The sequence below is a fragment of the Streptomyces sp. NPDC020742 genome, assembly GCF_040641675.1.
In the GTDB taxonomy this organism is placed as follows: Bacteria; Actinomycetota; Actinomycetes; order Streptomycetales; family Streptomycetaceae; genus Streptomyces.
The window spans coordinates 186933-212040 of sequence record NZ_JBFAEA010000004.1 but is presented as its reverse complement, the minus strand read 5'-3'; the positions used below and the strand labels follow the sequence as shown (position 1 = coordinate 212040).

The following is a 25108-nucleotide window of genomic DNA, read 5'->3' as shown; positions in this document are numbered from 1 at the left end:
ACACGCACGGGTTCACCAGCAGAGGGGCTGCACAGCACAGGGAGGCACTCCGCCATGCTCGACCATCTGATCACAGGCGCGACCGTCGTGGACGGGACGGGCGCTCCCCGGTACGTCGCCGACGTCGGGATACGCGACGGACGCATCGCCGTCATCGCCGAGCCGGGAACGGTGACCGAGGAGGCCACGTCGGAGGAGGACGCCCGGGGCCGCATCCTGGCGCCCGGATTCGTCGACCCGCACACCCACTACGACGCCCAGCTCTTCTGGGACCCGTACGCCACGCCCTCGCTCAACCACGGCGTGACGACGGTGGCCGGCGGCAACTGCGGCTTCACCCTGGCCCCGCTGAACCCCGCCCGCCCCGAGGACGCCGACTACACCCGGCGGATGATGTCCAAGGTCGAAGGCATGTCCCTGGTGGCGCTGGAGGAGGGCGCGCCCTGGACGTGGCACTCGTTCGCCGACTACCTCGACGCCCTCGAAGGGCGGATCGCCGTCAACGCCGGCTTCATGGTGGGCCACTGCGCACTGCGCCGGTACGTGATGGGCGTGGACGCGGTGGGCGGACAACCGACCGAGCAGCAACTGGCCGAGATGCTGGCGCTCTTCCACCACGCCATGGACGCCGGGGCGTGGGGCCTGTCCACCACCCAGTCCAGCACCCACTCCGACGGCGACGGCCGGCCGGTTGCCTCCCGGCACGCCGCGCCCGCCGAACTGCTCGCCCTGTCGCGGGCCGTCGCCGACCACGAGGGCACCCAGATCGAGGCCATCGTCGCCGGCTGCCTCGACCGGTTCAGCGACGACGAGATCGACCTGCTGGTGGAGATGAGCGCGGTGGCTGGTCGGCCCCTGAACTGGAACGTGCTGACCATCGACGCGGCCGTGCCCGAGCGGGTGCCACGCCAGCTCGAAGCGAGCGAGCGGGCCCGTAAGGCCGGCGGGCGGATCGTGGCCCTGACCATGCCGATCCTCACCCCGATGAACATGTCCCTGGGCACCTTCTGCGCCCTGAACCTGATCCCCGGATGGGGCGAGGTCCTCGGGCTGCCGGTCGACGAACGCCTCGCCAGGCTGCGGGAGCCGGCCGTCCGCGCCGAACTGCTGCGGCGTGCCGAGTCCGAGGAGGCCGGCGTCTTCCGCAGGCTGACCAACTTCGCCCGGTACGTCATCGGCGACACCTACAGCGACGCCAACGAGGGCCTCACCGGCCGGGTCGTCCAGGACATTGCCGCCGAGCGCGGCCAAGACCCGTTCGACTGCCTGGTGGAGATCTGCGCCAACGACCGGCTGCGGACCGTGCTGTGGCCGATGCCCACCGACAACGACCCCGCCTCCTGGGCCCTGCGCGCCGAGACCTGGCAGCACGAGGACGTGCTGCTGGGGGGCTCCGACGCGGGCGCCCACCTGGACCGGATGTGCGGCGCCCCGTACACCACCCGGTTCCTCGGCGACTGTCTGCGCGGCAGGAAGCTGGTGGGGCTCGAACAGGCCGTGAAGATGCTGACCGACGACCCGGCGCAGTTGTTCGGACTGCGCGAGCGGGGACGCGTCCAGGAGGGCTGGCACGCCGACCTGGTGCTCTTCGACCCGGAGACCATCGACGCGGGCCCCGCGACGCTCGTCCGCGACCTGCCGGGCGACAGCCCGCGGCTGGACTCCCGGGCGGTCGGTGTCCACGCGGTCTGGGTCAACGGGGTCGAGGCGATCCGCGACGATGTGGTGACCGGGGCGGTACCGGGCAAGGTGCTGCGCTCGGGCCGGGACACCAGGACGGTGGACACCAGGATGGTCGACGCCGGGACGGTGGACACCGGGATGGTGGACACCGGGGCTCGGGGGAGCGGGGCGGCGGAGAGTGGGGTGACCGGTACCGGGACGGCGGGTACGGGGTCGGTGGGTACGGGGTCGGTGGGTACGGGGTCAGTGGGGTCCGGGCCGGTGGAGGCCGGATGACCGCGGCAGCCCCGGAAGGAAAGCTGTTCGTCGGCGGGGAGTGGGTGGAGCCCGCCGGCGGCCACTACGCGGTGATCGACCCGGCGACGGAGGCGGTGGTCGGGCAGGCGCCGGAGGCCTCCCGCGAGCAGGTCCACCAGGCGGCGGCCGCAGCCCGGGACGCCTTCGCCGCCTGGTCCCGTACCGCGCCCGAGGACCGGGCCGCGGTCCTCGACCGGGCCGCGGACCTCATGCAGCGGGACGTCGCCGCCCATGCCGAGCTGGCGCAGGCCGAGAGCGGCGCGACGACCGCCACCGCGCGCGGGATGCAGGTCGCGGTGGGCATCGCCCGCTTCCGGAGGTATGCCAAGGGCGCCCTGGAGCCCGTGGAGCAGGGACTGCCCCCGCAGGTGAACGCGGCGGGCCCGATGGGCGGGGCGGCGGTGCTGGGTGCGCTGGCCGTACGCCAGCCGGTCGGTGTCGTCACCTGCATCACCTCGTACAACAACCCCTGGGCGAACCCCGCCGGCAAGGTGGCCCCGGCCCTGGCCATGGGGAACACCGTCGTGGTGAAGCCGGCCCCGCAGGATCCGCTGTCGGTCTACCGGATGGCGGCCGCCCTGGAGGAGGCGGGAGCGCCGGCGGGCGTGGTGAACGTCGTAGGCGGGGCCTCGGCGGACGTCGGCGCGGCCGCCGTGGACACCCCGGACGTGGACATGGTGAGCTTCACCGGCTCCACGGCCGTCGGGCGGCGCATCGGCGAGGTCTGCGGGCGCACGATGAAACGCCAACTGATGGAGCTGGGCGGCAAGGGCGCCGCGGTGGTCTTCGAGGACGCGGACCTGGACGCGGCGGTGGCCGGCATCGGGACGACGTTCTCCTTCTACAGCGGGCAGATCTGTACGGCCCCGACGCGGGTGCTCGCCCAACGGGGCGTCTACCAGGCGCTGGTCGACAAGCTCACGCGGTATATCGGCCGGCTGACGGTCGGCGACCCGAGGGCGCGGGGCACGGTCGTCGGACCGGTGATCTCGGCGGCGCACCGCGACCGGGTCGAGTCGTATGTGGACCTGGGCAGGAAGGAGGGCGCGCGGATCGTCGCGGGCGGTGAGCGCCCCGCGGACCTGGAACGGGGCTTCTACGTCGCGCCCACGCTGCTCGTCGACTGCACGCCCGACATGCGGGTCGTCCGGGAGGAGATCTTCGGGCCGGTCGTCGCGGTCGTCCCCTTCGACGACGAGGACGAGGGGGTTGCCCTCGCCAACGACAGCGAATACGGCCTCCTCGACTACGTCTGGTCCGGCGATGTGGCCCGCGCCTTCCGGGTCGCCCGGCAACTGCGGGCCGGCGGGGTCGGGGTGAACACGGTCGGCCGGAACATGGAGGCCCCGTTCGGCGGCTTCAAACAGAGCGGAGTCGGCCGGGACGTGGGCTCCTACGCCCTCCACGCCTACAGCGAGCTCCAGGCGATCGTCTGGGCGGGGTGAGGCGTGTGGGGTGACGGGCGAGGGGCGAGGGGCGAGGGGCGAGGGGTGAGGGGCTGGGAGGTTGGGGGGAGGAGGGTTGAGGGTTGAGATGCAGGGGCCCTCCCCCGCCCCTCCCCCCTCCCCGCCCCTCCCCTCCTCCCGCCCCCTCTCCTCCCGTTCAGACGGCCCGGCGCCCCAGGAAGACCGGGTTGGTCATCGCCGCCATCGGGCCCGGGAGGCCGGGCGTGGTGGCCGGGTGGCGTACTTCCGCGCGTATATAGGCGGCGTTGTCGGGTGTGGTCTGCCAGGTGACGGTGCCGGCGCCCGAGGGCGGGAGCGGCATCGCATACAGCCGCCCCTGGTCGGTGACGAAGGCGGCCGTACAGCCGGGAGCTCCGGAAACCCTCAGCTGTGCGGTGACCCGGGCCGTACCGGGCACCTCCAGGCGTGCGCCGATGCCGGCGTGTTCGCCGCGTTCGCCGGTGACGGCGAAGGTCAGGTCGACCTTCGAGGACTCGGCGATCCAGACCCGGCCGGCTCGTATGCCCTCCTGTACGGCGCGGCGGGAGAGATCGTCGGCGAGCACCACCGTCTGCGGCAGGCCGACGACATCCGGGTCGCGGTGGGCGTCGCTGTGTCCGACGGCCGGCAGCCAGTCCGCCCGGCCGCGGGTGTGCGCGACGAGGGTGTTGTCCCACTCGGCGAGGGTGACCTCGTCATCGGGGGTGTAGGGGCCGTTCCAGACCTCCACCGCATCGGCTTCGTTCAGCCCGAACTTCCAGTTGCAGCCTATGCAGGTGGCGTGCGGATGCGCCGGGATGACGAGGCCGCCGGCCCGCCGGATGGCCCGGGCGTACTTGCCGAAGGCGTTGTCGCGCGCCCGGTAGCGCCAGTCGATGAAGACACCGGGGTCGGTGCCCATCGCCACCACGTGCCCATTGCGGGTGGTGACCTCCTCGCCGGTCAGGATCAGCAGGTCATCGCCCCACAGGCCCTCCCAGGCGCGGTGTGCGGAGGTGGTGTTGTGCTCGGTGGTGGTGAGGAAGTCGAGCCCGGCGGCCCGGGCCAGCGCGGCGATCTGGGCAGGGGTGCGCTTGCCGTCGGAATGGAGGGAGTGCAGATGGTTGTCGCCGCGGTACCAGGCTTGGCCGCGTCCCCGGGCGCGTTCGGGCGGATGGACCGGCGCCGGGGTCCGATCCTGGGGGCCGTACCGCAGGGTGATCGTGACGTCGTAGGAGAGTCCCTGCGGCGCGACCGTGTACGGGCCGAGGGCGATGTGCCAGGTGCCGGCGTTGACCGGCCCGGGGAGGTAGCCCGGGGTGGCGTCGTCGGCGCGCAGGAAGAACTCCGTACGTGCCCCGCCCGACCAGCCGCGGAAGCCCGCACCGCCGAGGGCCGTGCCCCGTTCGTCGAAGATGCCGATGTCGCAGGCGTTGCCGGCGGTGCCCTCGGGGACGGTGGGCCGGTCGTAGGCGTAGGAGACGGCGATCTCCCTTACCCCGTACGGCACTTCGACCGGTAGGTAGACGAAGTCCGGTGCTCCCGTGGGCAGATGGCCGGTGACCCGGCGGGTCTGCTCATCCGGACCGCCGGTATCGGGCTGCCCGGTCGCCGGTGCGGCGTCGGCGAAGCTCACACGTCCGAGCGTAAGCCCGCCCGCGGTGCCGGCAACCGCCGAAAGTCTCAGAACGTCTCGTCGCTCCATTTCCGTCCCCCCTGTCGCCTGGTGTGGTCTCTTCCCCCGTGCCGCCGCCCTTGCGCTGCTGTCCTCGTTCTGCCCGTCCTCACTTCCGTCGTCTTGTCTGCCGTCGTCATGCCGGCCCGTAGCCCCGTGCGGCGTCGCCCCCTCGTGTCGTTGTGTGGCCAGCTCGTTGCGCCGTGTGAAAACTGTTGTACGCGGCCGTGCTGCTGAGGGAAAGGCCTGTGGATAACCCTCGGGCGGTAAGGCACCATGCGGTCACCCACACGCTTGACGGAGGTATCCCCAGCATGCGGATCTCGACCACGATCTTCCTCACGGACGAGACGATCCGGCCGGTCCGGCTGGCCCATGAGCTGGAACAGCGCGGCTTCGCCGGGCTCTACCTCCCCGAACACACCCACATCCCCGCCAGCCGCGACACCCCCGCCCCCATGGGCGAGCCGCTGCCGCGCGAGTACGGCCGCACCCTCGATCCGTTCGTCGCCCTCGGCCAGGCCGCGGCGGTCACCGAGCGGCTCGCGCTCGGCACCGGGATCACCCTCGTCGCCCAGCACGACCCGATCGACCTGGCCAAGCAGATCGCGACCCTCGACTTCCTCTCCGGCGGCCGCTTCACGCTCGGCGTCGGCTACGGCTGGAACGTCGAGGAGGCCGCCGACCACGGTGTCGAATGGTCCACCCGGCGCGCGCTGACCCGTGACCGGGTGGCCCTGATGCGCGCCCTGTGGGCCGAAGAGCCGACCGCCTACCAGGGCCAATTCGGCTCCGTACGGGCCTCCCTGGCCCACCCCAAGCCGGCGAACGGCGCACCGCGCATCCTGCTGGGCGGCGGCGCAGGCCCTGGGCTCTTCGGGCAGATCGCCGCCTACGCGGACGGCTGGCTGCCGATCGGCGGACGAGGGCTGGCTGAGACCCTCCCGGTGCTGCGGCAGGCCTGGGCGGACGCCGGGCGGCCTGGCGAGCCGCAGGTCGTGCCGTACGCGGTTCTCCCCACCCCCGGGAAGCTCGCCCACTACCGCGAGCTGGGGGTACCGGAGGTGGTGCTGCAGTTGCCGCCGGCCGAGGAGGCGGAGGTGCTGCGCACCCTGGACGACTTCGCCCAGTATTTGTGAGGCGGGCCGTCCCGGGTGACGCACGGGAACCCGGCGTACCTCCTGGGTGACGGGACCAGGCTCCCCGGCGGGACCGCCCGGTCCGGTACCCCGGACCGATCCGCGCCCGCCCCCGCCGGTCGTAGCGTTGAGAGTGCAGGACCCGCAGGGCACACAAGAACCCGCAGGACGCACCAGCACAGCACCTACGTAGGACGCACCAGCACAGCACCTACAGAGCACGCGAGCACAGCACCCACAGAGCAGGCACGCGAGCACAGCACCCACAGAGCAGGCACGCGAGCACAGCACCCGCGAAGCACAGCACCCACAAAGCGCAGGGCCTGCAAGGCACAGACCTTGCAAGGCACAGACCCCGCACAGCACAGGACCCGCAGAGCAACGGTCCGCAGGAGACCCATCGGGGTCCCGCAAGGCCAGCGGTCCAAGGCAGCCGGTCAGCAGCGCACGGGACCGGTCCGAATTCGCCCGACCGCGCAGGTCACGGGACCCAGGAGACCAAGGAGAACCCATGCCCAGCCTCGATCACACGATCGTGCACAGCACCGACCGCTTTGCCTCGGCCCGTTTCCTGGCCGACCTTCTCGACGCCCCCGAGCCCAAGGCGTTCGGCCCGTTCGCCGCCCTCAAGCTCGACAACGGGGTGGCGCTCGACTACGCGGAGCACGTCGCGGGCGGCGCGGAGTTCGTCCCCACGCACTATGCCTTCCTGGTGACCGAGGACGAGTTCGACGCCATACTCGGCCGCATCAAGGCGCGCGACCTCCCGTACTGGGCCGACCCGCTGCACACCAAGCCGCAGGAGTACAACACCCACGACGGCGGCCGAGGCCTCTACGTCAACGATCCTGACGGCCACAACATGGAGTTCCTGACCCGGACGTACTCCGACGAACTGCTCGCCCAGATGTGAGCGCCCCCCTCGACGGCCAAGCCGGGAACGCCCGGGTGCGTCCGGGCCCTCCCGTCCACCGTCGGACGGTCGGGCATGCCGCAGCCAGGCGCCGGGGAAATGCCCCCTTCGGGACCGGACGTAACCTCTGCCCGCAGTGATCAGTGGCACAGCCGCGGCCCGTTCGCTGCCGCCGGCGCTGTCGGTGGGCGCTCGTATGCTCGGAGGATGACATCCAGCGCGCAGGGACCTGACCAGCCGTCCGATCGAGAGGCCGACCGCGGGACGGGCGTCCGGACCACCGCTGCGGACCGTCCCACGGCGAACGCGATGCGCCGTGCGCTCAAGCGGGCCCGCGACGGTGTCGCGCTGGACGTCGGCGAGGCCGCGGTGCTGCTCCAGGCCCGCGGCGAGGACCTCGCCGACCTGTGCGCCTCCGCGGCCCGGGTGCGCGACGCCGGCCTGGAGGCGGCGGGCCGGCCCGGCGTCATCACCTACTCCAAGGGCGTCTTCATCCCGCTGACGCGGCTGTGCCGGGACACCTGCCACTACTGCACCTTCGTCACCGTCCCCGGCAAGCTGCGCCGGGCCGGCCACGGGATGTTCATGTCGCCCGACGAGGTGCTGGACATCGCCCGCCGGGGCGCCGAAATGGGCTGCAAGGAAGCCCTGTTCACCCTGGGGGACAAGCCCGAGGACCGCTGGCCCGAGGCCCGTGAGTGGCTGGAGGCGCACGGCTACGACGACACGATCTCCTACGTCCGCGCCATGGCCATCCGCGTCCTGGAGGAGACCGGGCTGCTGCCGCACCTCAACCCCGGGGTGCTCTCCTGGACGGACTTCCAGCGGCTCAAGCCGGTGGCGCCGTCCCTGGGGATGATGCTGGAGACCACCGCCGAACGCCTGTGGAGCGAGCCCGGCGGCCCGCACCACGGCTCGCCCGACAAGGAACCGGCCGTCCGGCTGCGCGTCCTGGAGGACGCCGGGCGCTCCAACGTGCCCTTCACCACCGGCCTGTTGATCGGTATCGGCGAGACCTACGACGAGCGCGCCGAGTCCCTGTTCGCGCTGCGTCGCATCCAGCGCGCGTACCACGGCATCCAAGAGCTGATCATGCAGAACTTCCGCGCCAAGCCGGACACGGCGATGCGCGGCATGCCGGACGCCGAGCTGGAGGAGCTGGCCGCGACGATCGCGGTGGCCCGGCACATCATGGGCCCCTCGACCCGCATCCAGGCGCCGCCCAACCTCGTCGACGGCGCCTACCGGATGCTCATCGACGCCGGGATCGACGACTGGGGCGGCGTCTCGCCGCTGACCCTCGACCACGTCAACCCCGAGCGGCCCTGGCCGCAGATCGAGGAGCTGGCCGAGCGCTGCGCCGCCGCCGGCTTCGACCTGCGCGAACGGCTGCCCATCTACCCGGAGTTCATCCAGCGCGGCGAGCCCTGGCTCGACCCCCGGCTGCTGCCGCACGTCCGCGCCCTCGCCGACCCCGAGACGGGCCTGGCCGTCGAGGACGCCCCCGTGGTGGGCCGCCCCTGGCAGGAACCCGACGAGGGCTTCACGCTGAGCGCCTCGGGTCGTACGGACCTGCACCACACCATCGACACCGAGGGCCGCACCGCCGACCGCCGCGACGACTTCGATGAGGTCTACGGCGACTGGGAGGCGCTGCGGGAGGCCGCCGCCCCCGGAATGGCCCCCGAGCGCATCGACGCCGACGTACGACAGGCCCTCGCGCAGGCCGCCGACGACCCCACCCGGCTCACCGACCCCCAGGCGCTGGCGCTGCTGCACGCCGACGGCCCGGCGCTGGACGCCCTCTGCCGGATCGCCGACGATCTGCGCCGCGCCACCGTGGGCGACGACGTCACCTACATCGTCACCAGGAACATCAACTTCACCAACGTCTGCTACACCGGCTGCCGCTTCTGCGCCTTCGCCCAGCGCCGCACGGACGCCGACGCCTACACCCTCTCCCTCTCCCAGGTCGCCGACCGCGCCCAACAGGCCTGGGACGTCGGCGCGGTGGAGGTCTGCATGCAGGGCGGCATCCACCCCGACCTGCCCGGCACCGCGTACTTCGACATCGCGCGCGCCGTGAAGGAGCGCGTGCCCGGGATGCATGTGCACGCCTTCTCGCCCATGGAGGTCGTCAACGGCGCCACCCGCACCGGGCTGTCCATCCGTGAGTGGTTGAGCGAGGCCAAGGCCGCCGGCCTGGACACCCTCCCCGGGACGGCCGCCGAGATCCTCGACGACGAGGTCCGTTGGATCCTCACCAAGGGCAAGTTGCCCACCGCCACCTGGGTCGAGGTCATCAAGACCGCCCATGAGCTGGGCATCCGCACGTCCTCGACGATGATGTACGGCCATGTCGACCAGCCGCGCCACTGGCTGGGCCACCTCCGCCTGCTCGCCGAGATCCAGCAGGAGACCGGCGGCTTCACCGAGTTCGTCACCCTCCCCTTCATCCACACCAATGCGCCCGTCTACCTGGCCGGCATCGCCCGCTCCGGCCCCACCACGCGCGACAACCGCGCGGTGACGGCCATGGCCCGGATCCTGCTCCACCCGCACCTGACCAACATCCAGACCAGCTGGGTCAAACTCGGTGCGGACGGCGCCGCCGAGATGCTCCGCTCGGGCGCCAACGACCTGGGCGGCACCCTGATGGAGGAGACCATCTCCCGTATGGCCGGGTCGAGTTACGGCTCGTACCGCTCCATCCAGGACCTCGTCGCCATCGCGGACCGGGCCGGCCGGCCCGCCCGCCCCCGTACGACGACCTACGGCCCGGTGCCCGAGGACCGTCGGGCCGCCGCGCTGGCCTCGGACGGGCATCTGCCGGAGCTGCTGCCGGTAGTGGAGTAGCCGGTGGTGGAGTAGCGGGTGAGGAAGTAGCGGCGCGGGAGGCCGGGGCGGCGTCAGTCGCCGTCGTGCTCGGCCTCGTGCTGCAGGATGCACTGCTGCCACTGCGAGAGCGCCTCTTCGCGGTCGCCGCCGCTGTCCTGGGCGGCGACGATCAGCGCGTCGGCCGCCATGGCGGCGAGCCGTACCGCGATGTGGCAGACATCGCGCTGGGGGAGCGGCCGGAGGAGTTCCACCGCGCCGTCGCTGTCCCCCGAGAGGGCGGAGGCGACAACGGCCATGGTGGTGCGATCCCACTCGTACTCGGACATGGGGAGAGCATGCCCAGAGCGGGGCGTAGCCATCATCGAACGCACAGTCGCCCCGTCGGCGGCGGAGGGGGTTACGTCCTGCGTACGGGGCGCGGGCAGCGGCTTCCCCGCCCGGTGGCACTGGCTTGAACCCACCCCTCACTCATCGGGACCGTACCGTCCAAAAGCCGCCTAGCCAGCGACTTCGCACATACTCACCTGGCCGGAAATTGATCAATCCCGGTCGATTACAGTGCTGCGCCAGGGGCCCCGCAAGGCCCCGGTACCTCGGGAGCTTCGGGAGGCGCAGTGAGCGCAGCGGGAGGCGGCGCCGCCATCTGGGGGCGCGCGGAACAGCAGGACTTCCGCAGCCGGGTACGCGGCTGCCTGCTCGGCGGCGCCATCGGCGATGCGCTGGGCGCCGGTATCGAGTTCGACTCGCTCGCCGCGATCCGTGAGGCGCACGGCCAGGAGGGCGTGACGGACTTCGTGCCCGCCTACGGGCGGCGCGGAGCGGTCACCGACGACACCCAGATGACCCTCTTCACGGTGGACGGGCTGATCCGGGCCCAGGTCCGCCGCGACACCGGGGCCTGGCACCCGCCCACCGACGTCCACCGCGCCTATCTGCGCTGGGCCGCCACCCAGCACAACTGGGGACCGGACGAGCGCAAGCAGGACGACGGCTGGCTCGCCCGCGAGGAGTGGCTCTACTCCCGCCGCGCCCCGGGCCGCGCCTGCCTGACCGGCCTCGGCGACGAGGCGATGGGCACGCTGGAGCAGCCCAAGAACCCCGACTCGAAGGGCTGCGGCGCGGTGATGCGCTCCGCGCCGTTCGGGCTGCTGGTCGGCTGGGAGCCGCAGCTGGTCTTCCAGCTCGCGGTCGAGTGCGCGGCCCAGACGCACGGCCACCCCACCGGCTATCTGGCGGCCGGCGCCTTCGCCGTGATCAGCCATGCGCTGGCCCGGGGCGAGGACCTCGACGGGGCCGTGCAGAAGGCCCTGGCGCACCTGGCGACCCGGCCCGGCCACGAGGAGACCACCGACGCCCTCAAGCGGGCGCTCGGCGCCGTACGGCAGGGCATGCCGACACCGGCCCGGGTGGAGTCGCTGGGCGAGGGCTGGACCGCCGAGGAGGCGCTGTCGATCGGCGTGTACTGCGCCCTGGTCGCCGAGGACTTCCGGCACGGCCTGCTGCTCGCCGTCAACCACAGCGGCGACAGCGACTCCACCGGTGCCCTCTGCGGCAACCTGCTGGGCACCCTGCACGGCGAGACGGCGCTGCCCCCGGTGTGGCTGGTCGAGCTGGAGGGCCGGGAGACGATCCTGCAGCTGGCCGACGACTTCGCGATGGAGATGACGCAGGGCGCCGCCCTGCACGGCCCGGCCGGCTCCTCGCCGGGCTGGCTCGCCCGTTACCCCCGGGGCTAGGACGTTTCTTTCGGGTTTTCGTGGGCTCGCGGGGTGGGCCTCCAGCGCCGGCCTCAGCGCATCAGCTCGCCCGCGTTCACCAGCAGCGACTGGCCCGTGATGGCCCGCGCCCGGTCGGAGGCCAGGAAGACCGCGGTCTCAGCCACGTCCCCGTCCGTCGCCAGCTCCGGCAGCGCCATCCGCGCGGTGAGCCGGGCCAGCACCTCGGACTCCGGTACGCCCTCCGCGTGCGCCTGGAACCGCACATAGGCCTGGACCGGCGGGCCCCACATCCAGCCCGGCTGCACGGTGTTGACCCGTATCCGGTCCGGGCCCAGCTCGCGCGCCAGGGAGTACATCGCCGAGACCAGCCCGCCCTTGGACGCCGCATACGCCGCCTGCTGCACCTGGGACGGTGCGGCGACCGACGACTGGGTGCCGATCATCACCACCGACCCACCGCCCCGCGCCGTCATCGACGGCAGGCAGGCGCGGGTCATCCGCAGCGTGCCGAAGAGGTTGGTGTCGACGACACCGCGCCAGGCATCGAAGTCGGCGTCCCGCAGGCCGCCGAAGAGCGAGTCGAGCGCGGCGACATGGATGACCGCGTCAATACCGCCGAACCGCTCCACCGCGAGCGCGGCCAGCGCCTCGCACTGCGCCTCGTCGCCGATGTCGGCCGTCCGCCAGGCGGTGCGCTCGCCCGACGGGTCGAGCGCCGCCGCCGACGCGGCGAGTTGCGCCGGGGTACGGGCGCCCAGCACCACGAAGGCGCCGTCCCGCAGGCAGGCCGCCGCGACCTGGTGGCCGAGGCCGGCGCCCACACCGGAGACGATGACGGTCTTGTCCCGCAGCAGCATCTGGAGCCTCCAGGCCAGGCCGCTCAGCGATGTTCTGACGGTGCGTCAGAATACGGTGAAGGGTCTGGGAAGGCCAGGGGCGGGCGCCCGGGAAAGCCGGGGTGGGGTGCCGACGCCCGCCCCGCCCGCGGTGCGGTGCCGGTGCCCGCCCGCGGTACGGCGTCGACGCCGCCCCGCCCGCGGTACCGCGCCGGCGTGCGCTCAGCCCGCCCGGTGTGCGTCCTTGAGCGCCACCTTCAGCCGGTCCAGGCCCTCGCGGATCTCCTCCGGGGAGTGCGTCACGAACGACAGCCGGGCGGCGGTGGGGTCCGGTTGCCCGGCGAAGAACGGCGCCCCGGGGACATAGGCGACGTCATGGCGGACGACCTCCGGCAGCAGCGCCGTCGCGTCGTACCCCTCGGGCAGGTTGGCCCAGACGAACATGCCGCCCGCCGGACGGTTCCAGCGCGAGCCCTCGGGCAGTGCGTCGGGCAGCCCGTCGAGCAGGGCGTTGCGCCGCTCTCGATAGGCGTCGCGCACCCGCGCCAGATGGTCGTCCAGGTCCGCCAGCGTCAGGTAGCGGGCCGCGGCCGCCTGGTCGATGGTCGAGGTGTGCAGGTCGGCGGCCTGCTTGGCGATGATGCAGGCCCGCCGCAGCGCGGCCGGCGCCCGGAGGGTGCCCAGCCGCAGCCCGGGCGCCATCACCTTGGAGAACGAGCCGAGCAGCGCCGTACGGTCCTCCGCCCCGGGGAAGGACGCCACCCACGACACCGGCTCGCCCTCGAAGCGCAGTTCGCCGTACGGGTCGTCCTCGGCGATCCACAGGCCGCGCCGGGCGGCGACCTCGGCGACCGCGGCCCGCCGCTCGGCGGACAGCGTGCGGCCGGTCGGATTCTGGAAGGTGGGGATCACATACAGCAGCTTGGGGCGCTCGCGGGCGGCGATCTCGTCCAGTGCGGCCGGGTCCAGGCCCCCGTCGTCGGTCGGCACCGGCACCACCCGGGCGCCGGCGAGCGAGAAGATCTGTAGCGCCGCGAGGTAGCAGGGGTCCTCCACCAGCACCACGTCGCCGGGCTCCAGCAGGACGGTGGCCAGCAGCGACAGGCCCTGCTGGGACCCGCTGGTCACCAGCAGGTCGTCGGCCCCGGTGGGCAGCCCGCGCGTGGTGCAGCGGGCGGCGACGGCCGCGCGCAGCGCCGGATCGCCCTCGCTCGTGGAGTACTGCAGGGCCTGTCGCGGCGCCTCGTGGAGCACCTGCCGGAAGGCGTCGGCGAGGCCCGCCGTGTCGAACAGCTCGGGCGCCGGCAACCCGCCGGCGAACGATATGACCTCCGGCCGCGCGGTGAGCGCCAGGATGTCGCGCACCGGTGAACTCCCGGTCCGTACCGCACGCGAGGCGAGCTCAGGAACGGGGGTGCGGGCACCCGAAAGGATCGCGTCCGGCATAGCGGCTCCCATCACTCACTGCTGCAGTTAACCGGCGTTAGCCGTGGATGACAGGAGCATAGGCGGCCCGGCGGGCGGTGTGCAGGGGTATCCACAGGGGGAACCCGTGCGGCCCTCCTCCTCCCGCCCCGCCCCTCCCCTTCTGACGGTATGTCAGCTACACCTACAGCCATGACCGCAGACCGGACGCAGCCACCGTCACGACCCGCCGTCCCGGGCGCCGACCCCACAGCCCCGGGCACAGCCCCAGCCGCCCCGGGGGCCGCCTCCGCCACCCCGGGTGCCGACACCCGCGCCGCCGTCTACGCCGAGCTGGCCGCCGTCGGCCCCTACGGTGTGCGCCCCGGGCATGCCCTGATCACCATGGTCGAACCCCACCCCGGCCAGGAGTACGCCTACAACCGCTGGTACGAGGACGACCACTACATCGCCGGCGCGATGGCGATGCCCTGGATCTTCGCCGGCCGCCGCTGGGTGGCCACCCGCGAGCTGCAACTGCTGCGCTACCCGGAGGAGTCCGCGGTGGCCCGGCCGGTCACGGCGGGCTGCTACCTCTCCACCTACTGGCTCACCGAGGGCCGCTACGACGAGCACATGCGGTGGACCGTCGGCATCAACCGGCGCCTCAACCGGGACGGCCGGGTCCACCAGGCCCGTACGCACGTCTTCACCGCCTTCCACGACCATGCGGCGACGGTCTACCGGGACGGCGCCGCGGGCCCCCGGGACTTCCACGCGCTGGACCACCCGTACGCCGGGCTGGTGCTGGAGGTGATCGACACGGACGGGCCGGAGCGGCGGGCGGAGCTGCTGGAGTGGCTGCGCGCCCGGCATCTGCCACCGCGGCTGGCCGGCTCACCTGCGGCGATGGTCACCGTCTTCCGGCCCACTCCGCTGCCAGGCGACCGGATGTCGTATGTGAAGCAGGTCGAGGGCGTCGACTCCCGGCTGACGCTGCTGTTTTTCCTCGAGCGGGACCCCCGCGACGGCTGGGCGGAGCACTTCGCCGGTCTGGGGCAGGAGGTCGCGGAGTCGGGGCTGGGGCGGGTGGAGCTGGTGGCGCCGTTCCTCCCGACCGTCCCGGGGACGGACCGGTACGTGGCCGAATTGCGCTGAGGCCCGCTCACCCGGAGTGGGCGTGGCCGAGCCCCCTCGGCCGGGACGGCGATCCAGTCGAGAGGGCTCGTATCTGCGGGGTGCGGATCGTGACGGTCAGGTCACGCCACGTCGAACGCGCCACCGGCGACGTCCGACACAAAGCGGCCCCAGGAGGCGTTGTCGAACGTCAGGCGCGGTCCATCGGGGTTCTTGGAGTCGCGCACCGCGATGGCTGCGGTGGTGGGAACGGCGATTTCCACACAGGCGCCATTGCCACCGGAGTATGAGGACTTGGTCCAGGAGAACGCGGAATTCGGCTGCACGGCCATGTTCACTCCAACTCACTCTGAGTTACCGCGGATTCGGTACTGATGACGCTACGCGCCAACATCACGAGCCGCAGGGGCCGTTCACCCGTCCGAATGGCATATTCCTTGATCTCTTTTCATGAGTCGGAAGCCGGGTGTACCGTGCCGGCCCATTCTCCGGAACCCCGGGTCCTGCCCCTTTCCGCACGGTACGTCCGCGCCCTGTGATGCCCTGGCCTTACCCCACGGCATCCGCATGGGATTTCGCCGCGGCGGCGATGAACTCCCGGCTCGCCTCCGCGCTCAACGCCTGGGCGCGCAAATGCTCGTACATGATCGTGTACTTGTTTACATCGTTGGTCTTCTCCAGATAGAGGTCGCTGGTGACGCCCTCGATGTAGACCACGCTGGAATCGGAGGCGTCGTCGAATTCCAGGATGGAGAACGTTCCTGACATTCCGGCGTGCGCCCCGGTGTTGTACGGAAGAACCTGCACCGTCACATGCGGCAGATTGCTCACGTCGACGAGGTGGTCGAGCTGTTCGCGCATGATCAGGTGGCTGCCGACCACCCGCCGCAGCGCGCTCTCGTCCAGCACCACCCACAGTCGCAGCGGGCGCTCGGGGTCGTTGACCCGCTCCTGGCGGCGCATCCGGACCTGGATCCGCTTCTCCAGGTGGTCCGGCGCGAGTTCGGGGACCGTGCCGGGGATGACCGCCTCGGCGTAGCCGGGCGTCTGCAACAGGCCGGGCACCAGGAGGGACTCGTAGATCCGCAGCGAGGCGGCCTCGGTCTCCAGGCCGATGTAGACGCTGTACGGGATGTCGCCGAAGGCATGCCACCAGCCCTGCTGGCGAGAATCCTTCGCCATCTGCATCAGCGAATCGACGATGCGGTGGTCATCCACCTCGTAGACCGCGCACAGGTCGCGGACGTCGCGCTGGCTGATGCTGCGGCGGCCGTTCTCCAGCCTGCTGATCTTCGACTGGGAGACCAGCAGTTTCTCGGCCACCTCTTCCGCCGTCATGCTCTTGAGCTCTCGGAGCCTGCGCAGCTCCTGGCCCAACCGGCGTCGCCTGACGGTGGGATTGACACTGGACGCCACGGGACGTGCACCTCCGGCTCCGTGCTGCTGTTGTTTCCTCTTCAGCAGCCTGCCACTCCGGGGTCACGCCGCGCAGTGAAACGCACACAGAAGGCGAGGGTGTGGTAAGCGCGGGGCGGTGGTCCGGCCATCGTCCAGAACGGCCGGACCACCACCCCGCGCCCCGTGCTGCGGCTCCCGAACGGCCCTGTGGGGGCGCTGGTGCGAGTGGTGCGAGTGGTGCGGTTGCGGTGCGGTGGTGGTGCAGAGGGTGCCGTACGCGGGCGGTGAGGACCGCGCGCGGCGTCGTACGCCGTGCCCCGGTGGTGCGGGGCGCGCCGTAAGCGCGCACGTGTGGTGCGGAGGGGGTGTGCGTCGCGTAGGACGCGCCTTACGGCGTCAGCGGGCGCCCACCCGAGCCATCCTTCCGTGGCCGTGCCGCGATTGACCCGGCGCGCCGGCCGGATCCGCCGCGGTGCGGGACGCCGGTTGCCGTACGGCTCCGGCGCTGGCGGCCTGCGGTCGCCGGGACGGGGCCCCGACGCCGTTCTGCACATCCATGACGGCGTGTGCGACCAGCCCGCCCATCGGGTCGTGTCGGATCAGATCCCGGAGGCGGGAGCGCGATGACCGCCCCTCGTTCCCGGGGTAGAGGTGCTTGCCGAGTCCGACCGCATGGGCCAGCGCGGCGAGTGCCGCGGTCCGCGGGTCCGGGGGTACGCCGGTGCGGATCGCGCTGTCCAGCCGGGCCCTGATTTCCCGGCTGATGGCCGTCTCCGTCGCCTGGTAGCGCGTCGTCGGCAGCACCCCGCACATCTGACCCGCCACGGCATGCACCATGCCGCACCGTTCGAGATGCGTGAGGTACGTCTGGCGCAGCCCCAGCCGGGGCCCGCCGATCCAGTGGACCGCGCGCACCGGACTGCCGCGTCGGCGCAGCAGTTCGAGCGCTGAGTCCAGAGTTGGATCTCCTGTCGGCCGTGCCATCACCACGGCGATACGATCCCCGTCTGGGGCTATCCGTCCTGCCAGAGCCAGCTCTACCAGCTGGGCCCCGGCCAGGCCGAGGTCGAGCGACTGCGGCTGCGCTGTGGTGCCCGTCGTCGGGTCCAAAGCGAGCAGCAGAAGCTCCTCCGGAATTGTTCTGCGGCTCCTGCCCATCCATGCCTCCCCGCGTGGATGAATGACAGGGTGACCCCTCTCACATTCATCTGTCGAGGGTGCGTGGGGGGTTCGGTATGGAACCGGTAGGTATGTCGTTCTCGTCTTGCACGTCGGCGACATCTATCTGTGGCGCGTGGCGCGTCCTTGCGCGCGTGGCGGCGGGTTGACGTGACACGGACACAGCAGACTTGGGAACACAGGTCCAGGCAGGACAGTGCGACGAATGAAGGAGACATCGGTGGCGGGCGAGTCCCCCGACAAGTCGGACAAGAAGCAGTCGTCGGGGGAGACGACGCGGAGCGAACGCGATCCGCGCCTGTCTGCCTTCCGAGGGGAGCCGGAGGAGCCGGCGAAGAATTCGGACGCCGGGGAGACGGGTGAGGGTTCCGAAGCCTCCGAAGTCTCCGGGGAGTCCGAGAAGGGCGGGGCGCCGGTCTCCGGGAAGCCGGGGGCGTCCGGGGTCACCAAGACCGCCGGTGCGCGTCAGAAGGGCGCCGGTGGCGACGCGGGCGACGCGGAGGACACCGACGGCCGCCTGCGGGACGCGGTGGCGGCCTGGACCGCGGGGAAGAGCGGCGGGGACGCCGACGGGTCCGCGGAGAAGGGTGCCGCTGAGGACGCGGGTGACGGCTCCGGCGGGGACGCCGGCGCGGACGCTGAGGGGTCCGCCGGTGGAGACGGCGAGGGATCGGGCGGGGGCTCCGGGAAGTCCGGTGCACCGTCCGCCAAGTCGCCCTCGAAGGCGTCCTCCAAGGCACCTGCCGAGGCATCGGCCCAGGCGCCTGGCAAGGGGGCGTCCAAGCCTTCGTCCAAGGCCTCGGCCAAGGGCGCCGCTGCAAAGGCGGGAGCGAAGCCGAAGCCGGAGTCGGAGTCGGAATCGAAGCCGGAGCCGAAGTCGGCGGCGAAGGCGGAGGTGAAGGCTGCGGCCAAGGCCGAGGTCAAGGCCGAGGTCAAGGCCGAGGTCAAGGCCGAGGTCAAGGCCGAGGCGGCGGGGGCTGACGCCGAGGTGGCGGATCGGCCGGCGTCCGAGGCCGGCGGCAAGGCCGACTCCCGGCCCGAGTCCAAGGTCGACCAGGCGACCGCGGTGTTCAAGACCATCGGCCAGCAGAAGGGCAAGCCCGCCAAGGAGGGCGACGCCAAGGGTGCCGGCCCGCGTGATGCCGAGGGCGACGCGGAGGACGGCACCGAGGGCGAGGAGTCCGCGGTCGACGAGGCGACCCGAGTGTTCGCCATCGCGAAGACCAAGGGGAGTGGGGACGCGGCGGAGGCCGTCGACCAGGCGACCACCACCTTCAAGATCAACCCGCCCGCCCGGAGCGCGTCCCCGGCCCAGGGCAAGGGCGAGAAGAAGCCCGAGAAGAACCACGAGGAGAAGGAAGAGAAGGAAGAGAAGGGCGGGCAGAAGCCGGGGACGGCGGAGGGCGAGCCGAAGGGCAAGCCGGCCGCCGAGTCGGACGGCAAGAAGGACGGGAGCAAGGCCGAGCAGAAGTCCGCGACGGCGGAGAAGGGGTCCGGCGAGAAGCCCGAGTCCGACGGCCCGTCCGACGGCCGGTCCGGCGGCTCGGCCAAGGGCGCGCCCAAGGCGACGCCTGCCGCCAAGTCCGACGCGAAGTCCGACGCGAAGTCCGACGCCAAGCCCGACGCCAAGCCCGACGGGACGGCTGACGAGAAGTCCGCCGCTCCTTCCGACGGCAAGGCCCACGGCAAGTCCGATGCCAAGTCCTCAGCGGCGTCCGACGCGAAGTCGGGTGGTAAGCCCGGCGGCACGTCCGGTGGCAAGGACACCCCCGGGGCCGAGCGCGACTCCGAGCGGACCAGCCAGTTCGTCGCACTGAAGTCGGCGGACGATGGGTCGGCGGGCAAGTCGCTCGGCAAGACGGCGCCCAGGACGCCGGTGGGCAAGACCGCGGAGAAGTCCGGGGACAAGACCCCCGACAAGGCCGCGGAGAAGCCCGGAGGCAAGGCCGGGGACAAGGGCGGCGACAAGGCTGCCGGCACGTCCACGGGCAAGCCCACCGACAAGGCCGCGGACAAGACCGCGGGCAAGGCGGCCGGTCAGGCCGCCGGTGCCGGTGCGCTGCCGCCCGCCGCCTCAGCCAAGGCGGCCGGATCGGCGCGTACCGGTGCCGTGCCGCCCGCGACCGACGCCCGTAAGGGCGCCACGGACGGGGCCGGATCCGCCGAGCTGCCCGAGTCGGAGCGCACCAAGCAGCAGCCGCTGCCTCCGCTGGACCTGCTGGCCGAGCTCACCAACACCCCGCCGCCGCCCGAGACCCCGCTGCGCACGGTCGTCCGCCGGTTCAAGATCTGGACCCCGCTGGCGGTGCTGCTGGCGATCATCTTCGTGGTCGCCCAGGCGGTGCGCCCGCTGCCCACCCCGACGGTCGTCCTCGGCGACGCCAAGTCCTCGTTCACCTTCGAAGGCAGCAAGCTCTCCATCCCGTGGCCCGAGCACGGGCAGGCGGCGGTCACGGTCGTGGGCTCCGGTGACCTGGGGGCGTTCGGCGCGCAGAAGCCGGTGCCGACCGCGAGCGTCGCCAAGATCATGACGGCCTACGTCATCCTCAGGGACCATCCGCTCAAGAAGGACGACAAGGGCCCGCAGATCGAGGTCGACGCCAAGGCGGTGACCGAGGGCGGATCCCAAGACGAGTCGCGGATCGAGGGGCTCAGGGCGGGACAGAAGTTCAGCCAGCAGGACATGCTGAAGATGCTGATGATCCCGTCCGGCAACAACATCGCCCGGCTGCTGGCCCGTTGGGACACCCAGTCCGCCAACGAGGGGGCGTTCGTCAAGAAGATGAACGACGCCGCCAAGGACCTGGGCATGAAGAACACCACCTACACCGACCCCAGCGGCCTGGACCCCAAGACCGTGAGCACCGCGGTCGACCAGCTCAAGCTGGCCGAGGCCGTCATGAAGTTCGACGCCTTCCGGCCGATCGTCGCCATGCCCAACGCCGATATCCAGGGCCTGCCGAAGCGGATCAACAACAACAACGACGACCTGCTGCTGGCCGGCCTGAGCATCAAGGGCATCAAGACCGGCTCCAGCACGGCGGCCGGTGGCACGCTGTCCTGGGCGGCCTACAAGACCGTGGACGGCAAGGACCGCCTGATCCTCGGCACGATGATGGACCAGCACTTCAAGGGCCTGGACCCCAACGCCTCCAACAGCCTCACCATGGTCAAGAACAACAGCAAGAAGGTCATCGAAGCCGTACGCAACGCGCTGACCTCGGCCACGGCGGTGGAGAAGGGGCAGGTCGTCGGCTATGTCGACGACGGCCTGGGCGGGCAGACGCCGGTCGTCGCCACCAAGGACCTGAAGGCGGTCGGAGTCGCGGGCCAGAAGCTGACGTTGAGCATCGGCGACGGCGGCAAGGCCGTCCCGCACACGGCGAAGGCCGGCACCACGGTCGGGGTGCTGACCGTCGGCAGCGGGCAGCGGGCCCAGACGGTGCCGGTGGCGCTGAAGGACGACCTCGTCGAGCCGACCTTCGGTGCGAAGCTGACCCGCCTCGGGTGAGCCGGCCGGGGCTCCGGGCGGGTGGCGCCGCCACCGTCCGGAGCCCCGGTCACCCCCGCCGTGCGCCCGCCGCGCACGCGCCCCGGGGGCGGTCGCCCGCCCCACCCCGCGTCCCGTTCGTGACCGGAGCTCGTCATCGACGTAGCGCAAGCGCAGAAGACGTATGTGTCCGCCGTGACCGCCCGTGGCGCGTGGGTGGCGCAGGGCGCGGTGGTGCTGGTGCCCTCCGGGCTGATGCTGTTCCTGGGGGCGTGGGGAATTCGCCGCCAGGACGCCATATGGCGGGACGAGGCCGTCACCTACGACATGGCGCACCGCAGCCTGGCCGGTCTGTGGCAGACGCTGCTGCACGCCGATGTCGTCCACGGCCTGTACTACGCGCTGATGCACCTCTGGTTCCGCCTCTACGACGCCACCCTCGGCGGCGCCCTCGGCGAGGTGATCGGCCTGCGGCTGCCGTCCGTGGTGGCCATGACCGCCGCCGCCGCGGGCGTCGCGCTGCTGGGGCAGCGCCTGGTGGGCCGGCGGGCCGGTCTGCTCGCGGGCCTCACCTTCGCGCTCATCCCGGTCGTCCAGCAGTACGCGCAGGAGGGGCGCTCCTACGCCGTGGTCTGCGCCCTGGTCGTGTGGGCCAGCCATCTCCTGGTACTGGCCGCCGCCCGCCCGCGCCGCTCGCTGTGGCGGGCTTATACGGGGCTGATGCTGGGCGCCTGCCTGCTGCACGAGTTCGCGTCGCTGGCGCTGCCCGCGCACGCCGCGGCGCTGGTCCTGGCCCGGCTGCCGCGCCCGGTGCTGCGTTCCTGGGCGCTGTCCTGCCTCACCGTACTGGCCGGGCTGGCCCCGCTGGCGGTCTTCAGCACCCGCCAGTCCGCACAGATCAGCTGGCTGATGTGGCCGGACCCGCTGCAGCTGCTGACCTTCGCGGTGCTCGCGGTGCTGGGGATCGCCTGCGCCCGCGTCCGGGTGCGGTCCCGCGGCCCGATCGGGCTGCGGGCGCTGGGCATCCCCCTGCTGCTGCTCCCCACGCTCCTGCTGCTGCTCCTCTCCCACGTCGAACCGGCCTACGTCGACCGCTACGTCCTCTACTACGTCGTCGGGTTCGCGCTGCTCGCCGGTGCCGCGCTGGCCCGGCTGCTGCGTCGGGACGGGGAGCCGGGCCCCGGCCGGGCCCGGCGGGTGCGCCGGGGCCTGGCGCTGGCGGGCGTGCTGGTCGCGCTGCTGCCGGTCGACGTCCATCTCCGCAGCCCCGACAGCCGGGTCGACGACGTGACCGCGGTCGCCCACGCGGTGCACGCGGTGGCCGAGCCGGGCGACGGTCTGCTGTTCATGCCGTCCCGCCGGCGGATCTGGCGGGCCACCCTGCCGCACGACTTCCGCGGTCTGCACGACCTCGCCCAGGACCGGAGCCCGCGGGCCTCGCACACCCTGTACGGCACCGAGCGCTCCGGCGACGCCATCCGCGCCCGGATGCTCACCGCCCGCCGGATCGTGGTGGCCGGTGACCCCGACGGCCAGCCCGTCGACGACAACGACCAGGAGATCGCCAAGCGGACCACCCTGCGCGACGCGTTCGAGGTCTGCAGCAGTACGCAGGTCCACGGCGCGCGGATCACGGTGTACGCCCGGCCGGGGGCGTGCGACGGGGACGGATAGCCGCGGGCGGGAGGGGTAGTGGCCCCGGCGGGCTGTTCCTGATGGCCCGTCAGATGTCGCCCCGGAGGGCGCCGTACGGGCGGCGGCGGGCGGGCCCGGCGGGGTGCGGGGGCTCAGAGCAGATCGGCGGCGGTGGCGTCGATGCCCAGGAGGTCGTCGAGCGCCCTCGCACCGTCCGGGGTGAGGCGGACCGCCCGGCCGGTGCCGATCCGGCGGACCCAGTGGCGGTCCAGGAGGCGGTCGCACAGGCGGGCGCCGGCCGCGCCCGCGAGGTGGGGGCGGCGTTCGGTCCAGTCGAGGCAGCCGCGGGCCTGCGGGCGGCGCCCGGTGCGCAGGGCGGCCGGGTCGATGCCAAGGCGGCCGGTGAGCCAGTCGCGGCCGGCGTCGGTGAGGGCGAAGCCGCCGTCCTGGTCGAGCAGCCCCCGGCCGGTCATCGCGTCGGTGAGGGCCACCCCGAGCCGGCCGGCGAGGTGGTCGTAGCAGGTCCGCCCGCGGGCGAGGGCCGCCGAGGCGCTGGCCGCGCGCAGCCCGCGCGGCGCGCTGGCCGGTGGGGCGAGGTGCGCGGTCAGCGATTCCAGCAGTTCGGCGATGCGGGGGCCGGCGAGCCGGACGTAGCGGTGGCGGCCCTGCCGGTACTCGCAGAGCAGTCCGCCCTCGGTCAGGCGGGTCAGGTGCTCGCTCGCCGTCGAGGGGGCGACCTGCGCGTACCCGGCGAGCTCGCCGAGGGTCCAGGCCCGGCCGTCCAGCAGCGCCAGGCAGAACGCGGCACGGGTGCGGTCCGCGAGCAGTCCTGCCAGCCGTGCGAGTTCGGTGCTGTACGCCGGAGTGGTCATGACTCCATTGTCCGCCGCGAGTCTTCGGCGCCTACCGAAGGGAGACATGCCTACGGTGCCGGTATGAGTAGCTCCCCGGAGTACGCCACCTTCCACTTCCATGCGCTGCACCACGCCGACCAGCCGCTGCTGCTCCCCAACGCCTGGGACGTCGCCTCGGCACTCGCGCTCGCCGGGGCCGGATTCGCGGCGGTCGGCACCACGAGCCTGGGCGTCGCCGCGGCCCACGGCTATCCGGACGGGCGGGCCCTGGCCGAGGCGCGGGACGCGACCATGGCGCTGGCGCTGCGCCTCAACGGGCGGCTGGCCTGCCCGTACACCGTCGACATCGAGGGCGGGTTCGGCGGCGATCCGGCGCAGGTCGCGGAACTGGCGGGCGAGTTGGCGGCGGCCGGGGCGGCCGGGCTCAACCTGGAGGACGGCCTGCCCGGCGGCGGGGGGCTGCAGGATCCGGTCCGGCAGGCCGAACTGATCGGCGCGGCGAAGGAGCGGGCGCCGGGGCTGTTCCTCAACGCCAGGATCGACACCCACTGGCAGGTGGACACCCCTCCGCCGCTGTCGGTGACGCTCGCCCGTGCCGAGAGCTATCTGGCGGCCGGTGCGGACGGGGTGTTCGTACCGGGCGTGGTCGCCGATGAGGACATCGCGGTGCTGGTCGCCGAGGTGCCGGCGCCGTTGAACATCCTCTTTGCACCGGGGCGGCACACCGTGGCCCGGCTGGCGGAGCTGGGGGTGCGCCGGGTCAGCACCGGCTCGCTGCTGTTCCGCACCGCGCTACAGGCCGCCCTCGGGGCGGCGGAGGCCCTGCGCGCCGGGACGGAGCCGCCGGATGTGACCGGTACGGGCGGTGCGGTGCTGGGGTACGAGGACGTACAGCGGCTGGTGGGGGAGTAGCGCGCGGGTCGGCCGGGGCGGGGGTCGGCCGAGGCAGGGGCGGGCCGAGGGCGCGGGCGGTGCGGGCCTGGTGGCGCCGAGGATCCGGCACGCCCGCCCCGGTACGGGCCTGGTGGCGCGGACGCGGCGCGGGCCCGGCGCGGAGCCGGCGGTTCGGACCCGGTGGCGCGGAGCCGGCGGTTCGGAGCCGGCGGTTCAGACCTGCCGGCTGCGGCTGTCCTGGAGACGGCGGCGCACCGCGACGACGGCACCGGCGAGGCCCAGCGCTCCGGCGCCGCCGATGAGTCCCGCCTTGGGCAGGTGGCCGGCCTTCTCGGCCAGCCCGGCCAGCCCGTTGTCGGGCAGCATGATCGACGTCCGGCTCTCCGTCGGCGCGGTGGAATCGGCGGCGAAGGCGGCGCCTGCGGGAAGCAGCAGGACGGCCAGCGCGCCGGTCGCGACGGCGGCGGTACGGATCACGGAGCGGCTCTGGGCCCGCATGGGTACTCCTCGTCGGGGGCGGCTCGGGCCGCCAAGGGGCGCGGTACGGCACAGCAGAGTACGGAGCGTCCTTAACGGCCACCCGTACGTTGTGTA

18 protein-coding genes and 1 pseudogene are annotated in these 25108 nt (G+C 72.6%); 10 read left to right on the top strand and 9 right to left on the bottom strand.

The annotated features are described in order from the left end of the window. Positions 1 to 27: 27 nt before the first annotated feature. Positions 28 to 1791: pseudogene (locus AB0G84_RS10325) on the top strand (D-aminoacylase); the annotation flags it as partial. A 164-nt stretch (positions 1792 to 1955) separates the two neighbouring features. After that, positions 1956 to 3425 (top strand): aldehyde dehydrogenase family protein, encoded by a 1470-nt coding sequence (locus AB0G84_RS10320; RefSeq protein WP_361318190.1) that lies wholly within the window; start codon positions 1956 to 1958, stop codon positions 3423 to 3425. Between the two features lie 157 nt (positions 3426 to 3582). On the opposite strand, the gene AB0G84_RS10315 is transcribed toward AB0G84_RS10320, so the two are convergent. After that, on the bottom strand, positions 3583 to 5040 hold the full coding sequence (locus AB0G84_RS10315; protein WP_361318189.1) for a CehA/McbA family metallohydrolase: 1458 nt from the start codon (positions 5038 to 5040) through the stop codon (positions 3583 to 3585). 353 nt (positions 5041 to 5393) lie between these two features. On the opposite strand from AB0G84_RS10315, the gene AB0G84_RS10310 reads away from it, so the two are divergent. From AB0G84_RS10310 to AB0G84_RS10300, 3 genes are all read left to right on the top strand, one after another. Next, positions 5394 to 6218, top strand: a complete 825-nt coding sequence (locus tag AB0G84_RS10310; RefSeq protein WP_361318187.1) for a TIGR03619 family F420-dependent LLM class oxidoreductase — start codon at positions 5394 to 5396, stop codon at positions 6216 to 6218. A 511-nt stretch (positions 6219 to 6729) separates the two neighbouring features. Further along, positions 6730 to 7131, top strand: a complete 402-nt coding sequence (locus AB0G84_RS10305) for a VOC family protein (RefSeq protein WP_361318185.1) — start codon at positions 6730 to 6732, stop codon at positions 7129 to 7131. Positions 7132 to 7338: 207 nt separating this feature from the next. Then, positions 7339 to 9987, top strand: coding sequence for a bifunctional FO biosynthesis protein CofGH (locus AB0G84_RS10300; RefSeq protein ID WP_361318183.1), 2649 nt, complete (start codon positions 7339 to 7341; stop codon positions 9985 to 9987). Between the two features lie 53 nt (positions 9988 to 10040). Here the strand turns inward: AB0G84_RS10300 and AB0G84_RS10295 are convergent, their stop codons facing one another. Then, positions 10041 to 10295: a hypothetical protein gene (locus tag AB0G84_RS10295; protein WP_361318181.1), complete on the bottom strand. Its 255-nt coding sequence runs from the start codon at positions 10293 to 10295 to the stop codon at positions 10041 to 10043. Between the two features lie 288 nt (positions 10296 to 10583). On the opposite strand from AB0G84_RS10295, the gene AB0G84_RS10290 reads away from it, so the two are divergent. Next, complete coding sequence (locus tag AB0G84_RS10290) at positions 10584 to 11705, top strand: ADP-ribosylglycohydrolase family protein (protein ID WP_361318179.1); 1122 nt, start codon at positions 10584 to 10586, stop codon at positions 11703 to 11705. A 53-nt stretch (positions 11706 to 11758) separates the two neighbouring features. Here the strand turns inward: AB0G84_RS10290 and AB0G84_RS10285 are convergent, their stop codons facing one another. After that, complete coding sequence (locus AB0G84_RS10285) at positions 11759 to 12544, bottom strand: SDR family oxidoreductase (RefSeq protein ID WP_361318177.1); 786 nt, start codon at positions 12542 to 12544, stop codon at positions 11759 to 11761. Positions 12545 to 12745: 201 nt separating this feature from the next. After that, entirely contained in the window at positions 12746 to 13969 is a 1224-nt protein-coding gene (locus AB0G84_RS10280) for a PLP-dependent aminotransferase family protein (protein WP_361318175.1), read from the bottom strand. A 171-nt stretch (positions 13970 to 14140) separates the two neighbouring features. Between AB0G84_RS10280 and AB0G84_RS10275 the strand changes: the two genes are divergently transcribed. After that, positions 14141 to 15085, top strand: coding sequence for a hypothetical protein (locus AB0G84_RS10275; RefSeq protein WP_361318173.1), 945 nt, complete (start codon positions 14141 to 14143; stop codon positions 15083 to 15085). Positions 15086 to 15186: 101 nt separating this feature from the next. Here AB0G84_RS10275 and AB0G84_RS10270 read toward each other — a convergent pair whose 3' ends face one another. From AB0G84_RS10270 to AB0G84_RS10260, 3 genes are all read right to left on the bottom strand, one after another. Then, the gene (locus tag AB0G84_RS10270) at positions 15187 to 15396 is read right to left on the bottom strand and encodes a DUF397 domain-containing protein (protein ID WP_361318171.1); all 210 of its coding nucleotides are present in this window, start codon (positions 15394 to 15396) and stop codon (positions 15187 to 15189) included. 217 nt (positions 15397 to 15613) lie between these two features. Continuing rightward, a complete protein-coding gene (locus tag AB0G84_RS10265) occupies positions 15614 to 16480 on the bottom strand; it encodes a helix-turn-helix transcriptional regulator (RefSeq protein WP_361318169.1) in 867 nt (288 codons plus the stop codon). Between the two features lie 378 nt (positions 16481 to 16858). Continuing rightward, positions 16859 to 17620 (bottom strand): GPP34 family phosphoprotein, encoded by a 762-nt coding sequence (locus AB0G84_RS10260; protein ID WP_361318167.1) that lies wholly within the window; start codon positions 17618 to 17620, stop codon positions 16859 to 16861. 226 nt (positions 17621 to 17846) lie between these two features. On the opposite strand from AB0G84_RS10260, the gene AB0G84_RS10255 reads away from it, so the two are divergent. Next, positions 17847 to 21152, top strand: a complete 3306-nt coding sequence (locus tag AB0G84_RS10255) for a serine hydrolase (protein ID WP_361318165.1) — start codon at positions 17847 to 17849, stop codon at positions 21150 to 21152. Positions 21153 to 21317: 165 nt separating this feature from the next. Continuing rightward, positions 21318 to 22805: a glycosyltransferase family 39 protein gene (locus AB0G84_RS10250; protein ID WP_361318163.1), complete on the top strand. Its 1488-nt coding sequence runs from the start codon at positions 21318 to 21320 to the stop codon at positions 22803 to 22805. A gap of 113 nt (positions 22806 to 22918) precedes the next feature. Here the strand turns inward: AB0G84_RS10250 and AB0G84_RS10245 are convergent, their stop codons facing one another. Then, the gene (locus tag AB0G84_RS10245; RefSeq protein ID WP_361318161.1) at positions 22919 to 23638 is read right to left on the bottom strand and encodes a winged helix-turn-helix domain-containing protein; all 720 of its coding nucleotides are present in this window, start codon (positions 23636 to 23638) and stop codon (positions 22919 to 22921) included. A gap of 63 nt (positions 23639 to 23701) precedes the next feature. On the opposite strand from AB0G84_RS10245, the gene AB0G84_RS10240 reads away from it, so the two are divergent. Then, entirely contained in the window at positions 23702 to 24532 is an 831-nt protein-coding gene (locus AB0G84_RS10240) for an isocitrate lyase/phosphoenolpyruvate mutase family protein (protein WP_361318159.1), read from the top strand. A gap of 195 nt (positions 24533 to 24727) precedes the next feature. Here AB0G84_RS10240 and AB0G84_RS10235 read toward each other — a convergent pair whose 3' ends face one another. After that, on the bottom strand, positions 24728 to 25012 hold the full coding sequence (locus AB0G84_RS10235; RefSeq protein WP_361318157.1) for a hypothetical protein: 285 nt from the start codon (positions 25010 to 25012) through the stop codon (positions 24728 to 24730). Between the last annotated feature and the right edge of the window lie 96 nt (positions 25013 to 25108).